The following is a 20,308-nucleotide window of genomic DNA, read 5'->3' as shown; positions in this document are numbered from 1 at the left end:
CAATTTCCTACCAGCAGTAGAGTCAGGAGGAGACCAAATGATAGCCGACCATGTCACCCGTTCCACCTGCGCCTACTGCGGCGTGGGCTGCCAGGTCAATCTGCACGTCAACGCCGAGCAGGTGATCTTCCGCGTGAATGCGCCGCACGACACAGCGCCCAACTACGGCCGCCTGTGCGTCAAGGGGCGTTTTGGCATGGACTTTGTCTACCATCCCAGTCGCCTGACCACTCCGCTGATCCGTCACGACTACGCCGACATCCAGGCCGGGCGCGTCCGTCGAGGCCCGCTTGACCTGGATGGCTTTCGCCCGCTGACCTGGGACGCCGCGCTCGACTTGGTCGCGCAGCGGCTGATCGCGATCAAGGTGCAGCATGGCGGCGATGCCATTGCCGGGCTTTGTTCGGCCAAGGCCACCAACGAAGACAACTATGTCTTCCAAAAGCTCATGCGTCAACTGCTGGGCACCAACAACGTGGATCACTGCGCGCGGCTCTGTCACGCTGGATCTGTCACCGGCCTGCAGATGGCGCTTGGCTCCTCGGCCATGTCGAACTCGATTGCAGAGATGCCCACTTTGGAGTGTTTCATCGTCACCGGCTCGAACACCACCGAAACCCACCCGGTCATCGCCACCTTCCTCAAGCAGGCGGTGCGCAAAAACGGCGCGCATCTGATCGTGGCCGATCCGCGCCACATTGAGCTGGCCGATTTCGCCGAGGTGTGGCTGCGCCAGAAGCCGGGCACCGATGTGATCCTGTGGCAGGCGCTGGCGCATGTCATCGTGCGCGAGGCATGGTACGACGCCGATTTCATCCGCACGCGCACCGAAGGCTTTGCGGACTATATCGAGAGCCTGGAACGCTGGACGCCGGCCTATGCTCAAGAGATGACCGGCGTGCCGGCCGCGGACATCATCAAGGCGGCGCGGCTCTATGCGCAGGCTGAGCGGGCCGCGATCTACTGGGGCATGGGCATCAGTCAGAGCACGCATGGCACCGATAACGCGCTGGCGCTGGCGAACCTGGCGTTGATGTGCGGTCATCTGGGCGCAGAGGGCGCCGGCCTCAACCCACTGCGCGGGCAGAACAATGTGCAGGGCTGCTCGGACGCCGGCGGGCTTTTCAACGTCTTTCCCGGCTATCAGCGTGTGGATGACCCCGCCATCCGTGCGAAGTTTGCCTGGGCCTGGGGCGCGCCCCTCAACCCGCAGCCAGGGCTTGCCACGCCGGAGATGGTGGACGGCGCGGGCAGCGGTGCGCTGCGCGCCTTCTACGTGATGGGTGAAAACCCGCTGATGAGCGAGCCGAACCTGGCTCATGCGCGGCACTGCCTGGAGAACCTGAATCTGATCGTCTGCCAGGACATCTTCTTCAACGAAACCTGCGCCTACGCCGACATCATCCTGCCGGCCACCAGCTTTGCCGAAAAAGAGGGTACCTTCACCAACTCGGATCGCCGCGTGCAACGGGTGCGCGCCGCGATCAAGCCGATCGGCGCGGCGCGGGCCGATTGGGAGATCGTCTGCGATCTGGCCGGCCGCGTGGCGCAGCAACTGCATGCGCTGGGCGCGGCGCCAGGTCTGCCCGGCGGCGCTCTGCCGGCGGCCGCACCGGACGCGGTGGCGAACCTGGCCCTGGGCGCGCTGTCCTCCTACGCCTACGACCATCCGGAGGCCATCTGGCAGGAGATGGCGCGCTTGACCCCGCCTTTCCAGGGCATCAGCTACGATCGCTTGGAAAAGGAGGGCGGCGTCCACTGGCCCTGCCCCACGCCGGATCACCCTGGCTCGCCCTACCTTTTTGCCGAGAGCTTTCCGCGCGGCCGCGGTAAATTCCACAGCCTCGACTTCCTGCAGCCGCACGAGCTGCCGGACCCCGACTACCCGCTGATTCTGTCCACGGGGCGCGTGCTCTTCCACTGGCATGGCGGCACGATGACGCGGCGCTCGAAGCTGGACGAGATCTACCCGGAGGCGGTGGTGGAGGTGCATCCCGAGGATGCGCTGGCGCTGGCGGTCAGCTCAGGGGCGTGGGTGGAACTCAAGTCGCGGCGCGGGCGTGTCGAGTGCAAGGTGTTGGTGACGGGGCGTTCGCCGCAAGGGACGGTCTTCTTGCCCTTTCACTTTGCCGAAGCCGCGGCCAATGAGTTGACCCTGCACGATCTCGATCCGCTGGCGAAAATTCCCGATTACAAAGTGTGCGCCGTGCGCCTGACGCCATTGGCGCGGCCGGGCGGCGCTGTGAGCGGTGTCAGCAGCCCTGGCGCGCGGCGCTGAGCAATGAGAATCTCTCCGATGTCCAATGCCAACTCGTGGCTGCGTCCCGCCCGCCAGGGGACCGGCACTTCGCCGCGCAACCAACCTGCACGTTGCGCACACTGAAGTGCCGGTCACTTCCAATCGCGTCACCAGCGCACCCCTGCGCCGCAGTTACTGCGCCACCAGCGTCAGATTGCCGGCGTTGTAGAGGGGGCTGTAGGTGTTGCCGTTGCCGGCGATGGCGCTGAACGTGCCGCTGCGAGAGGCGTAGATCAGCACGATGAAGTTGTCGTTGACCGCCGGGCTGAAGCCGTTGATCAGGGTCACGTTGAGCGTGCCGTTGAGCGTGACCGCGCCGCTGACGGTCAACTGATCGTGTTGGCTGCCCGCGGTCAGGCCGCCCAGTTCGATATTGAGCGTGCCACCGGCCGCCTGCGTGTAGGCGCCCACGATCGCCAGGGCGCCGGCGCCGCCGTTGCCTGGGGCGATTTGCCCGCTGTTGCTGACATTCGCTGTGACCGTCCCCACGCCGTTGAGACTGCCTCCGTTCAGGGCCAGCGTTCCATTGGCCTGCACATTGCCGCCGCCGAGGGTCAGGCTGCCGGCGCTCTGACTGTAGCCGCCCACAAAACCCAACGTCCCGCTGAGCGCTTCCACGCTGCCGCTGTTGTTGAAGGTGACGCTCGTCACCGTCGTGTTGCCCGCACCGCTCAGCTTGCGGAAGACGCCGGCGTTGTTGAAAACCCCGCCAAGCTGGATGGAGTTGATCGTGCGGTCGTTCTGCGCCTCGAACAGCGCACCGGCCAGGTTGTTGAACACCGAACCGTTCGAGATGCTGATGTCACCCGCTCCGCTCCAGATAGTCGTGCCTCTGTTGTGTACGGTGTGCTGCCAGATCGAGACGCTGCCATTGATGACCAACGTTGCGCCTACCGGGATGACCGTCGTGCCGTTATCGTTCCAGGAACCGGCCGTCCAGGTCATGTTCTGGGTGACGGTCAGGGTGTTGCTGCCGCCCAGGGTGCCGCCCGTCATGTGCCACAACTGCGCCGTCACCGGAGCGTTGAGGGTCAGGATGCCGCCGCTATGCCGCGTCAGCCCCGGCCCGTCGAAGGTGACGTTGCCCAGGCTGTGATTGGTAGTGAAGTCGAGCACGGCGCCGCTGCTGACATCGAAGACGCCACCGCTGCTGCCGCCGCCGTTCAGCTTCAACGTGCCGCTCTGCACCTGCACCAGGTTGCTGTTGTTGAGAGTGACGCTCGTCAGCGTCGTATCGCCCGTACCGCTCAGCTTGCGGAAGGTGCCGCTGTTGTTGAAGACACCGCCAAGCTGGATGGAGTTGATCAGGCGGTTGTTCTGCGCCTCGAATAGCGCGCCGGCCAGGTTGTTGAACACCGAATTGTTCGAGATGCTGATATCGCCCGCGCCGCTCCAGGTGGTCGTGCCTCTGTTGTGTACGGTGTGCTGCCAGATCGAGACGCTGCCGTTGATGACCAACGTTGCGCCCACCGGGATCACCGTCGTGCCGTTATCGTTCCAGGAGCCGGCTGTCCAGGTTATGTTTTGGGTGACGGTCAGGGTGTTGCTGCCGCCCAGGGTGCCGCCCGTCATGTGCCACAACTGCGCCGTCACCGGAGCGTTGAGGGTCAGGATGCCGCCGCTATGCCGCGTCAGCCCTGGCCCGTCGAAGGTGACGTTGCCCAGGCTGTGATTGGTAGTGAAGTCGAGCACGGCGCCGCTGCTGACATCGAAGACGCCACCGCTGCTGCCACCGCCGTTCAGCTTCAACGTGCCGCTCTGCACCTGCACCAGGTTGCTGTTGTTGAGAGTGACGCTCGTCAGCGTCGTGTTGCCCGCACCGCTCAGTTTGCGGAAGACGCCGGCGTTGTTGAAAACCCCGCCAACCTGGATGGAGTTGATCAGGCGGTCGTTCTGCGCCTCGAACAGCGCACCGGCCAGGTTGTTGAACACCGAACCGTTCGAGATGCTGATGTCGCCCGCGCCGCTCCAGGTGGTCGTACCCTTGTTGTGTACGGTGTGCTGCCAGATCGAGACGCTGCCGTTGATGACCAACGTCGCGCCCACCGGGATCACCGTCGTGCCGTTATCGTTCCAGGAGCCGGCTGTCCAGGTTATGTTTTGGGTGACGGTCAGGGTGTTGCTGCCGCCCAGGGAGCCGCCCGTCATGTGCCACAACTGCGCCGTCACCGGACCGGTCAGGGTCAAGGTGCCGCTGCTGTGCCGCGTCAATCCCGGCCCGTCGAAGGTGGCGTTGCCCAGGCTGTGATTGGTGGTGAAATCCAGCACGGCGCCGCTGCTGACGTCGAAGACGCCGCCGCTGCTCGTGCCCCCGCCGCCCGGCTTCAACGTGCCGCTCTGCACCTGCACCAGGTTGCTGTTGTTGAAGGTGACGCTCGTCACCGTCGTGTTGCCCGCACCGCTCAGTTTGCGGAAGACGCCGGCGTTGTTGAAAACCCCGCCAATCTGGATGGAGTTGATCGTGCGGTCGTTCTGCGCCTCGAACAGCGCACCGGCCAGGTTGTTGAACATCGAACCGTTCGAGATGCTGATGTCACCCGCCCCGCTCCAGATGGTCGTGCCCTTGTTGTGTACGGTGTGTTGCCAGATCGAGACGCTGCCGTTGATGACCAACGTTGCGCCGACCGGGATGACCGTCGTGCCGTTATCGTTCCAGGAACCGGCCGTCCAGGTCATGTTCTGGGTGACGGTCAAGGTGTTGCTGCCGCCCAGGGCGCCGCCCGTCATGTGCCACAACTGCGCCGTCACCGGACCGGTCAGGGTCAAGGTGCCGCTACTGTGCCGCGTCAATCCGGGCCCGTCGAAGGTGGCGTTGTTCAAGGAGTGACTGCTGGTGAAATCCAGCACCGCGCCGCTGCTGACGTCGAAGACGCCGCTGCTCGTGCCCCCGCCGCCCGGCTTCAGTGTGCCGCTCTGCACCTGCACCAGGTTGCTGTTGTTGAAGGTGACGCTCGTCACCGTCGTGTTGCCCGCGCCGCTCAGCTTGCGGAAGACGCCGGCGTTGTTGAAAACCCCGCCAATCTGGATGGAGTTGATCGTGCGGTCGTTCTGCGCCTCGAACAGCGCACCGGCCAGGTTGTTGAACACCGAACCGTTCGAGATGCTGATGTCACCCGCCCCGCTCCAGATGGTCGTGCCCTTGTTGTGTACGGTGTGCTGCCAGATCGAGACGCTGCCGTTGATGACCAACGTTGCGCCGACCGGGATGACCGTCGTGCCGTTATCGTTCCAGGAACCGGCCGTCCAGGTAAAGATGTTGGTAGTGGTCAACGTACCACTGCCGCCCAGGGCGCCGCCCGTCATGCGCAGATTCTGAACGTTGATCTGACCGTTGATGTTGACGGTGGCGCTGCTAATGAGGACATCGCCGCCGCTGATGTTCGAGGCATTATTCAGTCCGTAGGTGCCGCCGGTAAATTGCAGCACTGTGCCCGCGCTCAGTTGCGCGTCACCGGTTTGGGTGCCGTTGGACGCGATCGCCAGCGTTCCGCTCTGCAGTTGCAGATTGCCATAGTTGTTGAAGCCGATCGAACCGGTAAAGGTGGTCGTCCCCGCGCTGTTCTGTTTGCGGAAAGCGCCGGAGTTGTTGAACGTGCCGCCAAGTTGGATGGATGTGAAGACTTGATCGGTCTCCGCGTTGAAGGTCGCCCCGGCCTGGTTGTTGATGACCGCGCCGTTCGACAGGCTGATGGCGCCGCTGCCGCTCCAGGTCGTCGTGCCCAGCAGATCAAGCGTGCCTCGCCACAACGATTTGGTCGCGCTGCCGCTGATGCTCACCGCACCGTTGACGGTCATGCGCGCGTTCGCAACGTCCACCGTGCCGCCGCTCCAGGCCAGGCCATTCTGCAAAACCCAATCGCTGCCGACCAGGGCGCCGCTGCTGATCTTGACCAGGCCGGCGTTTGTCGAAGGCGTGGCTACGGTCAGGGTACCGCCGTTGATTTCCAGGGTTTCGTCGCTGGTAACCCTACGCGCCGTCGCGCCGCCAAAGCGCACCGTTACCGTTATCGCCGCGCTGGGGCGTGAGATGATGACGAAATCTGAGGCGGTCGGCGCGCTGCCGCTGCTCCAGTTGCTGCCAACATCCCAGAAGCCGCTGTTGTCTGACGCCCACGTCACCGGCTGATTCACGCGGAAGGTTGAGCTGAAAGCTGCTACCAGCGCATTACCCACGAGGTCGGTCACCCCCGTGCTGACATCCACGCGGTACAGTTGCGGCGGCAAGGGAGCGCCGAAGCTCAACACGGCCATATTGACATCGCTGCGGTACTCGATGACGCCGCCGCTCACCAGTTGATCATCACCGGTGCCAAGCTGACCATCGTTGCCCGCGTTGAACAGGCGGAAGGTGGCGGCCGTGAGGGATGCAGGGTCAACCGGCTCGCTGAAGGTGACGGCAACGGCGCTAACCCCTCCCTGGATGTTCACCGAGTTGCTGGCTGGCGCAACCAGCGTCACTTGCGGCGCGGTGGCGTCGGCCGTCAGCGTCACCGTCATGGTATCGCTCCAGGTGGCATTGCCGCCGGTATCAATGGCACGTGCGCGCAGGGTGAAGATCGCATCCTGCGGCTGGCCGGGTCGGCCTGGCGCCGGCGGCGGGTTGATGCGCGGCGTGATGAAGCGCACCTCGAAGGGGAAGTTACCATCTGTCTGTGTCTGCACGTCGTTGATGTAGAACTGCACAGAGCGCACCTGGCTGTCATCCGCGACAGCAGCCGTCACCCGCATCACCTTACCCTCTTCGGCCTGACCAGACACGAAGTTAGTACTCAAAGCAATGGTGGGCGGAATGCCCTGGGTGTCATACGCCAGGTAGCTCATGACGTGCATCCCGCCCGCGCTGTCCGCGACATAGGCCAACCCGTTGTAGATCGCCACGGCGCGCGCCACGTCCGGCGTGCTAAACGTGGTCAGCAGGTCGCCGGTGCGCGTGGGATCGCTCACATCGTAGAGCCACAGATCGTGCGTGCCATCGTTGCGCGGGTTGACGCCCACGGTGGCCACGCCCAGACCGGAGCCATTGGCCACAATCTGCTTGAACGAATTCGGCCCAGGAGTGCTGGCGTTGCCGACACGCACCGGGAAGGCGAGATTCTGGACATCGAAGACATCGTAGCCGGGGTAAGAGGTTGCATAGGCAAAGCCACCGCCGACAAACAGGCGCTTACGGCCGGTAATGCCTTCGGCGACATAGCCCGTCGTGGCGGTTTGGCCCTGGAAGGTCAAGATGCCCTGGGCGACGCTATAGGCGCGTAATTGGCTGTCGAGCAGCACAAACAGGTTCTCTTTTTCTGTGGACAGGTCTTCGATGGCCGCGGCGCCGGCGCTGATCGTTTGCAGAACCGTGCCGCTCTGCATATCCACCACGACCACATTGCCGTTGGTCAATCCGGCATAGGCCAGACTGCCCGCGCTCGCCACCGCATGCACACTGCCCCCCAGGTTGACCTGGTGACTGATGAACGCGGCCGGCGGGTCGCTGAAATCAATCACGGCCAAACCGCCGCTGCCATCGGCCACGGCCAGCAGATTGTTGTCGCCGCAAGCCACCGACTGCGCCTGGCCTGGCGTGTTGACCTGCGCCATGATCGTCGGATTGATGCTGTTGAAGACGTTGAAGATCGAGACGCCCGTCTCCATCTCGGCCACGGCCACCAGGTCGTTGACCGCACAGATGTCCACCGCCGGGCCTGGGGTCTGGGTCGTGGCGATGATCCCGGTCTGCGCAATCAAGCCGCCCAAGGGGTCGGTGCCCTGCTGCACCTCGGCGCCATCGTTGACGCCATCGCCATCGCTGTCTGGATTGTTGACTTGGGTGCCCATGACCAACTCGCCATCATCGTTCAAGCTGTCGCCGTCGCTATCGGCCGCGGTGGAATTGCCCAGGTAGGTTGGCGGCAAGTCAATCGTCAGGCCGTCCAGCGGCGTGGTGAAATCCGCAAAGCCAACCAGCAGCGTGGACGGCTGCAGGATGTATTGGCGGTAGAGGGTGCGCGCCTGCAGATTCAGGTTTTCATGGGCGATACCGTTGGCGCCGGTGCGCCCACGCTGCACCACCACATCGGTGAACCAGTTGCGAATGGCGAAGTAATGAACGCCGGTGGAAAGATCGCCGAGACTGCTGTCAACCACGGCCGGCGCGTCGGGGGATGTGACGCGCAGGAGGATTTTGGCCGCGGCTGACTGCGGCTGCGCTGCGCTGATCGCCCCAGCCTCTTGACCAGCGCCCGCTCCAGTCTCTTGACCGGCATCTGTCGGCGGCGCGATCTGATTGAGCAAGGCAGCCGTCGGGTTCGCAACGGGGACACGCTCCGTCTGCGCCGCCGCGGCGGCCTGCGAGCCAGAAGCGCAGCAATCGCACGCTTCCTGTTGACCCGCGTTGTAAGCATCATTGCCGATCGAGGTCTTGTTGACAGCGTTGAAGTAGACGGACGCGGCCGCGTAGCAGTTCTGGCGGGCGATGGGGTCAATGGGGAAGCTGCTGTCGCACTTGAAGCGCATGTCGTCCTGGAAGTTGCCGTCGCAGGTGTTCTTGTGGCCGGCGCCGGCATTGCACGAGCCATAGCAGACATCGTGCGCGTTGCAGGCTTCGGTAAAGCAGATGTACGACACGGTTCCCAGGGCTGTGAGCACCGGCGCGCAGTCAGGAATCGCGTAGCCGTAACCCTCAGGCCCACAGCCGTTGGGCTGCGGCACGTAGGTGGGCTTGGGAATACGGTTCGGACAGTCGGCCAGGTTGGAAACCGCGGTGCGTGGAACCGGCCCGGCGGAGGTGCAACATTGCGTCAAAGGGTTGATACCGGGACAGTTGTTGGGCGGCAGCGTCTTGATTGGGCCGCCCTTGCCGCGTGCGCCTGGCTGCGTGCCGTGCCAGCCCGGCGCCACAATGCCATAGCCAGGATCGGTGCAGACGCGGGCGCCATCCGCGCTGACGGTCATGGGCGCGACGGCCTCGAAACGACCGGTGTCGTGGTTGAAGCTGTAGAGGGCCATCTTGGTGCCGGGGAAAGGAGCAAAGCCGGTGCTAGGCTGCGGCAGGTTGGGCATGCAGATAGGCGCCGGCGCGTCGAAGTTTTCCGGGCCGTTGGTCTGCACGGTGATGACGATCGGGAAGTCCAACTCCGGCGGCAGCGGGCTGGGCAGGCGGTCCGGCGGCACCGGCGCAATGCCCACGGAACCGCCGCGCGTGCCGTTGTTGGCGAAGAGGGAATCAGCCGGCACGGTGATCTGCGTGCCCGATAGTTCGGGGTGGGCCTGAATCACGGCCGCTGGAAAGGTGATGGCTGTGGGGTTGCTGACGCTGACGGCCTGCAGGGTGTCAGGCGCAATCAACGGCAGATAGATATTGCCAATGTTGGTGCTCTGCCCCGGCGCCGATGCCCACTGTTTGCCGACGAAGGGATAATAGGCGCCTGGCGGCACCGTGGCAGTGGCGGTACGGCCATCGATGTGGACAAAAAAGCTGCCGGCCGGCGCTGGGTTCAGACAGAAGGCGCCGTCGTTGGCGCTATCGGCGCGCATGGTCGCCTCAGCGCCATCCACGGTGATACGCACACCGGCCAGCGGCACATCGGTCGTTTCGCCGTTGGGTGTAAGGCCCAGTTCCGAGGCGAACACGGTGCCGCACACCTGCGTGCCGGGCACGGTGGAAAGGGAGAGCGTGTCGAAGTCAATTGTCCCACTGCCACCGGCCAGGCCATTACCGCGCACATCCATGGCATAGCCATTCGCGTCGGCCACCGCGTCGCCGTTGATGGTGACGCGCACGCGCGCGCTGGCCGGCAGGTCATCATCGTAAAAGAGGGTCACGGTCTTCATGTCGGAGGAGAGATAGAGCCGGGCGCTGAGGGTCTGGCCGGCGAAAGTGGCATAGAAGTTGGAAGGGAGGACGGCCGCGGCGTCAATGGGCGCGCTGAAACGGATGACGGTCTCGCGCGTGATGGATACATCATCTTCGCCGTTGGTGGGGCTGCTGTCGGCGATCCTGGTAAACGGCTGGTACCAACGGACGGCCACGCGCACGATATCTAGCACGCTGTTTTGATTGTCATGGTTGACATCGGTGACTGCACAACCGGGGTCTGTCAGTGGGTGCATGAAGCAGCCGCTGGTGCGCGCAAGGTCTTGGATGTCCACGACACCGTCGCTGTTGATGTCCGGCTTCATCGGCGCGAGGGGCGCCTGGGCAAAGCCAACCGAAACAAAGGCGTTGACCAGCCATACCGGCACGGCCGTGCGCCAGTTGCGCAGGCTGTGGCGTGACGGCTGCAAAATCGGCCAGGTCAACAGGCTCCAGAGCAAGGGCACTACCAGCGCCAGGCCGATCACGGTTGGCCAGGTGCGGCCGCGTGGACGTCGTGGCGCCGCGGCCCGATAGGCCGTTACGCGGGGCGTACGCAGGACTACGGCCAGCAAGAGGACCGTAGCCAACAACAGGGCGCCGATGAGAATCTCGGCCAATGGGGCGTGCGGAACACGCAAATAACGCATGATAAGTCCTCCTCGTGAAAATCCCGCTCTCAGCTTGAGATTTGGGGATTGAGATATGGGGTTTTTCCCGTGCGCCACCAGGGGCGGAAACCGATGTAGGCAATGATCAGGGCGGTGGTCACGATGCTGTTGAACCAGAAATGCAGTTCGAGGATGGGGAAGAAATTGCCCAGGATACCCGGCGTGGGCGACAACATGCCGAGGCCAAAATACTGCCAGATCCGCACACTATGTTCCAGGACGTGGTATCCCTGAAACCAGAGCGCAAACTGCAGAGCCAGCGCGGCGGCCTGGCTCTCGCGCCAGATGCCGGGATTGCGGCGGTAGAGGATGATCGTCGCCAAAAGGGCAACCCACAACGCCAGGCTATAGAGGAAATGCACCAGCTCGAAATCAAACCGGAGGCCCAGGAGGCCAGGAAAACGGTTGAGATGCCAGGCATATTTCTGAAACATCTGGATGACATGCTCAACGTTGTGAAACAGTTGGATGACCAGGGTGCTCGTGAGTGTGATAAAACCGAGACCGACCGGGTCAAGGCGAAGCGACTTGGCGGACATGGTTGACTCCTTCTCGTTTGTGGGTACGCACCGATTTTCTGGCCGGCTGCCGACAAACAGGCAGCCAAAGCCAACCATAGGATAGCCGCCGCGACTATTCATTCTCCAGACCAAAAAGTGCTCAGTTTTTCACGGTTGTTGGGGCATGAGGTGGGGCAGGCGTGAGTCTTGGCGTTGGGGGGATCCAGAAAGATTGTGTGGAACGCAGCAAATCGGGTAAAATAGCGCGGTTCGATTTTCGATCTCAGGTCTCCGGTCTAAGAACAGAGATCAGGGATCGGAGATCGGAGATCGGGTTTCGTGGAAGAAGGGAGTTCCTCCGGTCTCCGGTCTCCAGTCTTCAATCTCCGGTCTCCGATCTCCGATCTCAGGTCTCCGAGGTCCGTTGCAGCAAAAACGCAGTTAGCGCAGCCAGATCGGCAAAGCCGATGCGCTGATCGCTGCTTGGGTCTTCCAGGCTGAAACGCCACACGGGGGTCTCGGTGGTCTTCTCCTGCCAGATACGTAAGAGATAGGCGTGATAGGCGTGATTGGCGTGATTATGGAATGGTCGCATGGTCATGGTGTTGGGTATCTCCAGGTGCGCTCACAGTAACGTTGCAGCAGGGTAACACGTCATCGTAAAGAAATCGTGAATTGACACGCCAACCCGTCTCTCATGCCTTGCCGGGACACCGTCACATCATGAAATCAGGTCGTCCCGTGTCATCCATGTCTGATTCTCAGGTTGGAGAATGAAAACGGAACTTCGCATTGCGCTCCTCGGTAAGCTCGAATTCACCCTCGACAACACGCCACTAACCGGTTTCATCACCAGCAAGGTGCCCGCTCTGTTGGTGTACCTGATACTCAGCGACCGCGCCCTGGCGCGCGAGCGTCTGGCGGAGATGTTTTGGGGCGAGATGTCCGACACAGATGCCAAGAGCAATCTGCGCCAGCTTCTGGTCAACCTGCGTCACCTCTTGCCGGTTCATGTCCTCACCACCCGTGAGTCGGTTACCTTCGACCATACGCAGCCGTTTTGGCTCGACGTGCAGGCTTTCGAGGAGAATCTGCGCCTGGCCGCAACCGCGCCTGATGCCGCGGCGCGTGTGCAGCATTTGCGGCAGGCCGTCACCCTCTACCGCGGTGATTTTCTCGAAGGCTTTCATGTGCGCGATGCGCCCGATTTCGATGAATGGCTGACCTGGCAACGTGAACGCCTGCGCGAACAGGCCTGGCAGGCCTTGCACACCCTGGCCGCGCACTATGCGCAGCGGCGAGAATACCTGGCCGGCATCGAGTGCCTGCGCCGCCTGCTGGCGCTCGACTCCTGGCGCGAAGAGGCCCACAGCCAGCTCATGCTCCTGCTGGCGCGCAGCGGTCAGCGTTCGGCCGCCCTGGCTCAATACCAAATCTGCCGTCGCACCCTCGCCGCCGAGCTGGGGGTCGAGCCGTCCGCCGAAGTGACAGCGTTGTATGAACGCATCCGCGCCATCGGCGCCTTGCCGTCCCTACCCGCCGTGTCCGCTCCCTTGGTGGGACGCCAGGCTGAACTGGATGACCTGGCCGCCCGCCTGGCCGATCCCGCCTGCCGCCTGCTGACGATTATCGGGCCAGGCGGCATCGGCAAGACGCGACTGGCGCTGGCACTGACCCACTGCGCGCTGCAGCAGGGCGATTTCATCAACGGCGCCTGTCTGGTGAATCTGGCCGCCATCACGCACCCTCATCACCTGCCGGCAACGCTGCTCGAAGCCTTGCAGGCGCCGAATGTCGGCGGCAACGATCAGTCTCAGCAGTTGCTCGACCTTCTGCGCAACCGCGAGCTGCTGCTCGTACTCGACAACTTCGAACATCTTCTGCCCGCCGCCAGCCTCTTGGTGGACATCATGCAACAGGCGCCGGCCGTCAAACTTCTGATCACCTCGCGCACGCGCTTGGGCCTGCGTGACGAGCGGCTCTTTCATCTCGATGGGCTGGCCTTTCCAACGACCGACACAGCCGTTGATCCGCTGTCTTTTGACGCCGTGGCCCTCTTCGTTGCATGTGCGCAACGCCAGCATCGGTATTTTGCGCCCACGGCCGCCGATTATCGGGCCATTGTGCAGATCTGTCGCCTGCTGGCCGGCATGCCGCTCGGCTTGGAACTGGCGGCCGCGCAGGCGCCCGCATTGTCCTGTACAGAAATTGCCGAACAACTCGGCCGCACCAGCGACTTCCTGGCCGCCACCTGGCCAGATGCTCCGCCCCGCCATCGCAGCCTGCGCGCCGTTTTCGAACACGCCTGGAACTTCCTGACCCCGGAGGAACAGGTCACACTGGCGCAGGCGAGCGTCTCCGCCGGCAGTTTCGACGCGCCGGCCGCACGCGGCCTGCTGGCGGAGGTGAAACCCCTGGCGAACCTGGTCAACAAGTCGCTGCTGCGTCATCTGCCCGACGGACGCTATGAGCTACACCCGGTGGTGCATCAGTATGCCGCGGATAAACTGGGCAACTGGGCTGATCTGCAGGCTACCACCCTGGCGCGCCACGCGGCCTATTTTGCCGCGTTCCTGCACGAGCGCGAGTCGCGGCTCAAGGGCAAAGACGGACAGGCGGCGTTGGTCGAGGTGAGCGCGGTGGCCGCGGAGATTCGCCGCGCCTGGCAATGGGGTACACAAGAGGTGGATAGCCGCGTGCTACGCCAGGCGATGGAAAGCCTGATGGTTTTCTATGACCTGCGCGGCCCGTTTCAGGAAGGACACGCCGCCTTCCGCGAGGCGAGCACACGCGTACAGGAAGCCTGGCTGGCGTTGAGCGAGGCAGCGCAGGCGGCGCAACCGCAGCTCGCACGGCTGCTGGCCGGGCTGCTCATTCGCCAGGGCTGGCTTGGCTTTCGCCTGGCGCGCTACGATGAGGCGCAGCGGTTGATCGAGGAGGGCATGGCGCTCTTTCAGCGTGTGGGTGTGCGCACCGACCTGGCCTATCCCCATCTGTTTCTCGGCGCCGTGGCGTATGGCAAGGGTGATTACGCCGCCGCCCTGCATCATTTTGAAAGCAGCCTGGTGCTCTACCTCGAGGCTGGCGATCACTGGGGCATGGCTGGGGTGCTGGGGAACCTGGGCGAGGTGTGCAGCGTGATGGGGAACCCGACCCAGGCCCTGATCCATCTGCGCGAGGGATTAGCCGTGGCACGCGAGGTCGGTGACCCCAGCATGTTGGTACACACGATGAACACCCTGGGAGGCGCCCTGTGCCTGGCCGGCGCCTACGCTGAAGCCGAACAGCTCCTGCACGAGAGCGAGTCGCTATGCACGGAAAACGGTTACACTTATCTCAGCGTCATGGCGCTGCGCAACCTGGCCCTGGCCCTCATGCGCCAGGGCGGCAGCGCGGCGGCGCAGCAGACCTACCACCGCGCCTTACAGATTGCGCTGAACGGGCAACTGGGCGATCTCGCACTGCTCGTCATCAGCGAAGCGGCCGTCAACATCGCCGCGCCGCATGATCCCGCGCAAGCCGTGGCCTGGCTGACGCTGGTCATGCGCCATCCGGACGCCAGCGCCGAAACCAAACGCAAGGCCGCCGTGCAGCGCAGCGCCCTCTCCACAGAGATGCTGCCTGCACACGCGGCCCGTTCGTTGACTTTGGAGGATGTTCTGGCAGAGATTGGGGATTAGAGATCAGAGATTAGAGATTCGAGATCAGAGATTGGGTTTCGTGGAAGAAGGGAGTTCTTCCCCTTCTCCGCCTCTCCCCTTCTCCCCTTCTCCCCTTCTCCGCCTCTCCCCTTCTCCCCTTCTCCGCCCTCTCCCCTTCTCCGATCTTCCCCCTACCCCTCCGCCGCCGCGGTGGCGCACAGCTTGAGATCGCGGGCGGCGCGCACTTCGTCCAGGCGACCGACCGGGGTCGTGTGCGGCGCCTCTTTGAGAAGCTGCGGATTGGCGATCGCCTCCTGCTTGATCTGCAGCAGGGTGTCCACGAAACCATCCAGCGTCTCGCGGCTTTCGGTTTCGGTCGGCTCGATCATCAGCGCCTCGCGCACGATCAGCGGGAAGTAGACCGTGGGCGGATGATAGCCAAAATCCATCAGGCGCTTGGCAATGTCCATCGTGTGAATCGTGGGCGCCTCTTCCAGAATGCCCTGGGCCACAAACTCATGCATGCAGGTGCGGTCGCCATGCGGAATGGGGTAGGCGCCCTTGAGTCGCGCCTGCATATAGTTGGCGTTGAGGACCGCGTTTTGACTGACGGCGCGCAGGCCCTCTTCGCCCAACATGCGAATGTAGGTATAGGCGCGCACCAGCATGCCAAAGTTGCCGTGGAAGCTCTTGATGCGTCCGATGCTGAACTGCGGCATGTGCCACACCAGGTCCACCATCTCTTCGACGTCAGCGCGTGGTCGTATTGCCACCACCGGGCCTGGCAGATAGGGCGCCAGCGCCTCGCTGCACCCCACCGGCCCCGAGCCTGGCCCGCCGCCGCCATGCGGTGTGGTGAAGGTCTTGTGCAGGTTGAAGTGCATCACATCGAAACCAAGCTCGCCCGGCTTGGTGATCCCCAGGATGGCGTTGAAGTTGGCGCCATCGCCGTAGACCAGGCCGCCCGCCTCTTGCACCAGGCGAATCACCTCGAGCACATTCTCATCGAACAACCCCAGGGTGTTTGGATTGGTCAACATCAGGCCAACGACTTCACGGCCGATCTTGTCCAGTTGGGTCTTGAGCGCAGCCAGGTCCACGTTGCCTCGTGCATCGCTCGGAATTTCAACAACCTGCAGCCCGGCCATCGTCGTCGAGGCCGGGTTGGTGCCATGCGCAGAGTCTGGCACCAGGATTTTCGTGCGCTGGGTCTCACCCTGGTCGTACAGGTAATTGCGCATCATCAGCACGCCGCTCAGCTCGCCCTGCGCGCCGGCCGCCGGCTGCAAACTAACGGCCGCGAAGCCGCTGATCTCAGCCAGGTAGACCTGCAGTTCGTACATCAGTTGCATGGCCCCTTGCGCGCTTTCAGCCGGCAGCAGGGGGTGCAGGTTGGTGAAGCCGGGCAGGCGTGCGGCTTTCTCATTCACCTTGGGGTTGTACTTCATCGTGCAGGAGCCGAGCGGGTAGAAGCCGGTGTCAATGCTGTGGTTCTTCTGGGACAGGCGCACGAAATGGCGCATGACATCAATCTCGGCCACTTCGGGCAACGGCAGTTCGGCGGCCGTGCGCAGAAAATCTTGCGGCAAGGGCGCTTCCGGCACATCCAGCGCGGGCAGGCTGGCGCCCATGCGGCCGGGAGAACTGAGGTCGAAAATCAGCGGCTCGCTGCGCGTCGCGGCGCTGCCTGCGCTGGGGATGTTGGCTGGGCTGTTCATTGGGTCACCTCCATCGCCTCTATGACGACATCCATTTGCTCGCTCTCCACGTCGAGTTCGGGCAGGGTATCATCTTGGGGGATTGGCGCGGCCTGTGCGGCGCCCGCGTCCTCGATCTCGGCCAGGGCCGCCACCAGGGCGTCAATATCGCGCTTGCTCAGCGTCTCGGTCACGCACAGCAGCATGGCGTTGCCTAGTTCGGGATAATCCTGGCTCAGGTCATAGCCACCGATGATGCCGTATTCATCGAACAGGTAACGGTTGACTGCTGCCACCGGCAGCGCGGAGCGCACGATGAATTCCTGGAAGAATGGTTTGTCCTGCCAGACCTCGAAGCCGGTCTGCGCGGCGATCTGCTGCGCGGCGTAATGCGCCTTGTGATAGCACAGTTCAGCCACCCGGCGCAGGCCATGCTTGCCCAGCGCCGACATGTAGACGGCCGCCGAGAGCGCCACCAGGCCCTGGTTGGTGCAGATGTTGGATGTGGCTTTATCGCGGCGAATATGCTGCTCACGCGTGCTCAGGGTCAACACGAAGCCGCGCTCGCCGTCTACATCAACCGTTTCGCCGATGATGCGACCGGCGCTGCGCCGTACATGATCGCTCTTGCAGGCAAAAAAGCCCAGGTAGGGGCCGCCGAAGTTGAGTGGGTTGCCCAGCGATTGCCCTTCGCCACAGACAATGTCAGCGTCGTAGCTGCCCGGCGCCTTGAACATGCCCAGGCTGATCGGATCGGCCACGACGATGAGCACCGCGCCACCGGCGTGCGCCGCGGCGGCCAGTTGTCGCAGGCGGGCCGGGCTGGTCAACCGCCCCAGGAAGTCGGGATTCTGCACGATGACGGCAGCCGACGAATGATCAATCAGCGCCTCCAGCGCGTCCAGGTCAATCCCCGGTGCAAAACCGCTGAAGCTGACCTCCATGCCTTGCGTGTAGGTCTGGGCCACGGCGCGGTACTGCGGGTTGACGTCGCGCGAGAAGAGCACCGTCTTGCGCTTCAGGCGGCCAATGTTGAGGGCCATGATGACCGCTTCGGCCACGGCGGTGGCGCCGTCGTAGTGGCTGGCGTTCGACACATCCATGCCGGTCAGCGCGCAGATCATGCTCTGATACTCGAAGATGGCCTGCAGCGTGCCCTGGCTTACTTCTGGCTGATAGGGGGTATAGGCCGTGTAGAATTCGCTGCGGCTGATGATGGCGTCCACAATGGAGGGGACGAAGTGGTGATACGCACCAGCGCCCAGGAAGCAGGGCGCGGTATCGGCGTCGGCATCCTCGCTGCTGAGCGCCTGCAGTTCCTGCAAAATTTCGTACTCGCTGACCGGTTCCGGCAAATTCAGGCGCGGAAAGCGAAATTCGGCCGGTACGTCGTGAAACAGATCATCCACCGACGCCACGCCAATGGTCGCCAGCATCTGCTGGCGGTCCGCGTCCGTGTTGGGCACATAGCCAGGGCTAAAGTTCATCGCTGTTGGCTCCTTTGCCGTCTAATGTTCGCGCGTCGTGCAGTAGGCGGCGTACGCAGCCGGTGTCATCAGATTCTCCATCTCAGCGGTGTTGTCTGGCTTCATCTTGAAGAGCCAGGCTTCGCCAAACGGGTCCTCATTGACCTTCTCCGGCGTATCTTCCAGCGCACTGTTGACCGCGATGACCGTGCCGCCCAGCGGCGCGTAGATGTCAGACGCGGCCTTGACCGATTCGACCGTGGCGCACTGCTGCCCCTGCGCGTAGTGCGTACCCACGCCCGGCAGCTCGATGTACACCACATCGGACAGGGCATTCTGGGCATAGTCGCTGATGCCGATCACGGCGGTGTCGCCGTCCAGGCGCACCCATTCATCAGACTTGGCATAGCGGGCGGCGGGATCGAATTTGTAGCTCATGGTAATCTCCTTTAGCAAAAAAAACAGATAGAACAGGAATAGACAGACAGAAACAACAGGCAGATCATGCTGTCGAGCAAGAGCCGGCGGTTTGCGCCGCGGCTCAGCGACGATAGGCCGCCACGTAGAACGGCGTCTTCACCACGGTTGCTTTCTTGGGCGTGTCCCGAATGACAATGTCAATCTGACTGCCCACCGCCGCGCTCGCGGCCGGCACATAGGCCAGCCCCACGAAGCGGTCCGTGGTCGGCGATTTCATGCCAGTAGTGACAACGCCCACCACCTGGCCGGCGATCGCCACCGGGTACTCCGCGCGGGGCACGCCGCGCTCCACCATTTCGAAGCCCACCAGGCGCTGCGCCGGGCCTTCCAGCTTGATCTTGAGCAGGGCCTCGCGGCCGCTGAAATCGCCCTTCTTGAAACTGACCGCCCAGCTCAAGCGCGCGCTGATCGGATCCACGCGGGCGTGAATCTCATGCCCGTAGAGCGGCAGGCATGGCTCGAAGCGCAGTGAGTCGCGCGCGGCCAGGCCACAGGGCAAGATGCCTTCCGGCTTGCCTGCCTCCAGGATGGCGTTCCACAGGGCCACCGCCTGCGCCGCAGGGAAGAACAACTCGTAGCCGTACTCGCCCGTGTAGCCGGTGGCGCCCAGAAGGGTCACGACGCCCGCGACCGTGACCTGCGCGCAGGTGTGGAACTTGACGGTCGCCAGGTCGAGGTCGGTCAGTCTCTGGAGGATTGCCTGCGCCTGGGGGCCTTGCAGGGCCAGCATGTAGGTGTCATCCGAAATGTCGGTTACGCTGACGTTCATGCCCACCGCGTGCGTCTGCATCCATTCCACATCCTTCTTGCGGTTGGACGCATTGACAATGACCCACCAGCTTGCGCCCGCCACACGGTAGAGAAAAATGTCATCAATGACGCTGCCGTCGGCATAGCACATCAGGCTGTAGCGAGCATCGTTGATCGCCATCGTGCTGATGTCGTTGACCTGGATTTTCTGCAGGAAGCTGAGCGCGTCTGGTCCGGCCACGACGACCTGTCCCATGTGGTCAATGTCGAACAGACCCGCCGCCTCACGCACGCGCTTGTGCTCCTCCAACGGGCCGGTGGGGTATTGCACCGGTAATTCCCAGCCGGCAAAATCCACCATGCGCCCGCCCAGGGCCACGTGAACATCGTACAAAAACGTTCGATTCATCCTGTCCCTCCTCATCCCTCCCTGAAGACAACGTGTTCTTTACTTGGTCCGTCGGTTTCGGTTACAGATCCTGTGCTTTTCCGCCTGACGCCAACTCCAAACAGAAAAGGGAATCGGGCAGGTATCGCGTGCGATACATACCCGATTCCCTCTGTCCTTGGCACCTGAGAGATTTTCGCCGCGTGTGCGGGAAATTGCCCCGTCGGTGCGACGGCACGGCCAGCCTGACCCTGCCATCGGCTCTCCAGAGTGCTGTCCTAACGCGATCTTTTTGCCTGAGAGATTGCCCGCCAGACCCGGTATTTCTGGTCAGGGTGCCCCTTCGGCGACCTGGGTGATTTGCCCAGGTGCTCTCTCGCGCTGATCATCCAGCCATGACATCATTGAAATAGATGAAATAAATGAAACACGTGATAGACCATGACACCTGACTTGAATCATCCCGTGATCCCAGTCAAACATCTGAGCCTATCATAGCATACGTTGCTACCGGTGTCAATGCCTGTCGTTCGCCAGCAGCAGTTCCAAACGTGAACGGAATGGCTGCCCGTAAAT

Annotated in this window: 9 protein-coding genes and 1 riboswitch; of the genes, 2 read left to right on the top strand and 7 right to left on the bottom strand. The window is 63.1% G+C overall.

The genetic code is table 11. The annotated features are described in order from the left end of the window. Window positions 1-37: 37 nt before the first annotated feature. Window positions 38-2,278 carry a molybdopterin-dependent oxidoreductase gene (locus IPF85_RS27760; protein WP_343411297.1) on the top strand — a complete coding sequence of 747 codons (2,241 nt, stop codon included), beginning with the start codon at window positions 38-40 and terminating at the stop codon, window positions 2,276-2,278. A 153-nt stretch (window positions 2,279-2,431) separates the two neighbouring features. Here the strand turns inward: IPF85_RS27760 and IPF85_RS27755 are convergent, their stop codons facing one another. From IPF85_RS27755 to IPF85_RS27745, 3 genes are all read right to left on the bottom strand, one after another. Continuing rightward, window positions 2,432-10,789 (bottom strand): Ig-like domain-containing protein, encoded by an 8,358-nt coding sequence (locus IPF85_RS27755; RefSeq protein ID WP_343411296.1) that lies wholly within the window; start codon window positions 10,787-10,789, stop codon window positions 2,432-2,434. Between the two features lie 29 nt (window positions 10,790-10,818). After that, window positions 10,819-11,349 (bottom strand): hypothetical protein, encoded by a 531-nt coding sequence (locus IPF85_RS27750; RefSeq protein ID WP_343411295.1) that lies wholly within the window; start codon window positions 11,347-11,349, stop codon window positions 10,819-10,821. 367 nt (window positions 11,350-11,716) lie between these two features. After that, window positions 11,717-11,911 carry a hypothetical protein gene (locus tag IPF85_RS27745; RefSeq protein ID WP_343411294.1) on the bottom strand — a complete coding sequence of 65 codons (195 nt, stop codon included), beginning with the start codon at window positions 11,909-11,911 and terminating at the stop codon, window positions 11,717-11,719. 172 nt (window positions 11,912-12,083) lie between these two features. Between IPF85_RS27745 and IPF85_RS27740 the strand changes: the two genes are divergently transcribed. After that, window positions 12,084-14,990, top strand: coding sequence for a BTAD domain-containing putative transcriptional regulator (locus tag IPF85_RS27740; protein ID WP_343411293.1), 2,907 nt, complete (start codon window positions 12,084-12,086; stop codon window positions 14,988-14,990). Between the two features lie 152 nt (window positions 14,991-15,142). Here the strand turns inward: IPF85_RS27740 and gcvPB are convergent, their stop codons facing one another. The 4 genes from gcvPB to gcvT all read right to left on the bottom strand — a co-directional run bounded on the left by gcvPB (window position 15,143) and on the right by gcvT (window position 19,753). Continuing rightward, entirely contained in the window at window positions 15,143-16,669 is a 1,527-nt protein-coding gene (gcvPB, locus tag IPF85_RS27735) for an aminomethyl-transferring glycine dehydrogenase subunit GcvPB (protein ID WP_343411292.1), read from the bottom strand. Then, window positions 16,666-18,135, bottom strand: a complete 1,470-nt coding sequence (gene gcvPA / locus IPF85_RS27730; RefSeq protein ID WP_343411291.1) for an aminomethyl-transferring glycine dehydrogenase subunit GcvPA — start codon at window positions 18,133-18,135, stop codon at window positions 16,666-16,668. The genes gcvPB and gcvPA overlap by 4 nt, the downstream gene beginning before the upstream one ends. 21 nt (window positions 18,136-18,156) lie before the next feature. After that, on the bottom strand, window positions 18,157-18,552 hold the full coding sequence (gene gcvH, locus IPF85_RS27725) for a glycine cleavage system protein GcvH (protein ID WP_343411290.1): 396 nt from the start codon (window positions 18,550-18,552) through the stop codon (window positions 18,157-18,159). A gap of 103 nt (window positions 18,553-18,655) precedes the next feature. After that, window positions 18,656-19,753, bottom strand: a complete 1,098-nt coding sequence (gene gcvT / locus IPF85_RS27720; RefSeq protein ID WP_343411289.1) for a glycine cleavage system aminomethyltransferase GcvT — start codon at window positions 19,751-19,753, stop codon at window positions 18,656-18,658. Window positions 19,754-20,006: 253 nt separating this feature from the next. Continuing rightward, window positions 20,007-20,121: riboswitch (glycine riboswitch) on the bottom strand. Window positions 20,122-20,308 lie beyond the last annotated feature (187 nt).

This window comes from Candidatus Amarolinea dominans (genome assembly GCF_016704685.1).
In the GTDB taxonomy this organism is placed as follows: Bacteria; Chloroflexota; Anaerolineae; order SSC4; family Amarolineaceae; genus Amarolinea; species Amarolinea dominans.
This window is presented reverse-complemented; position numbering and strand designations above follow the sequence as displayed.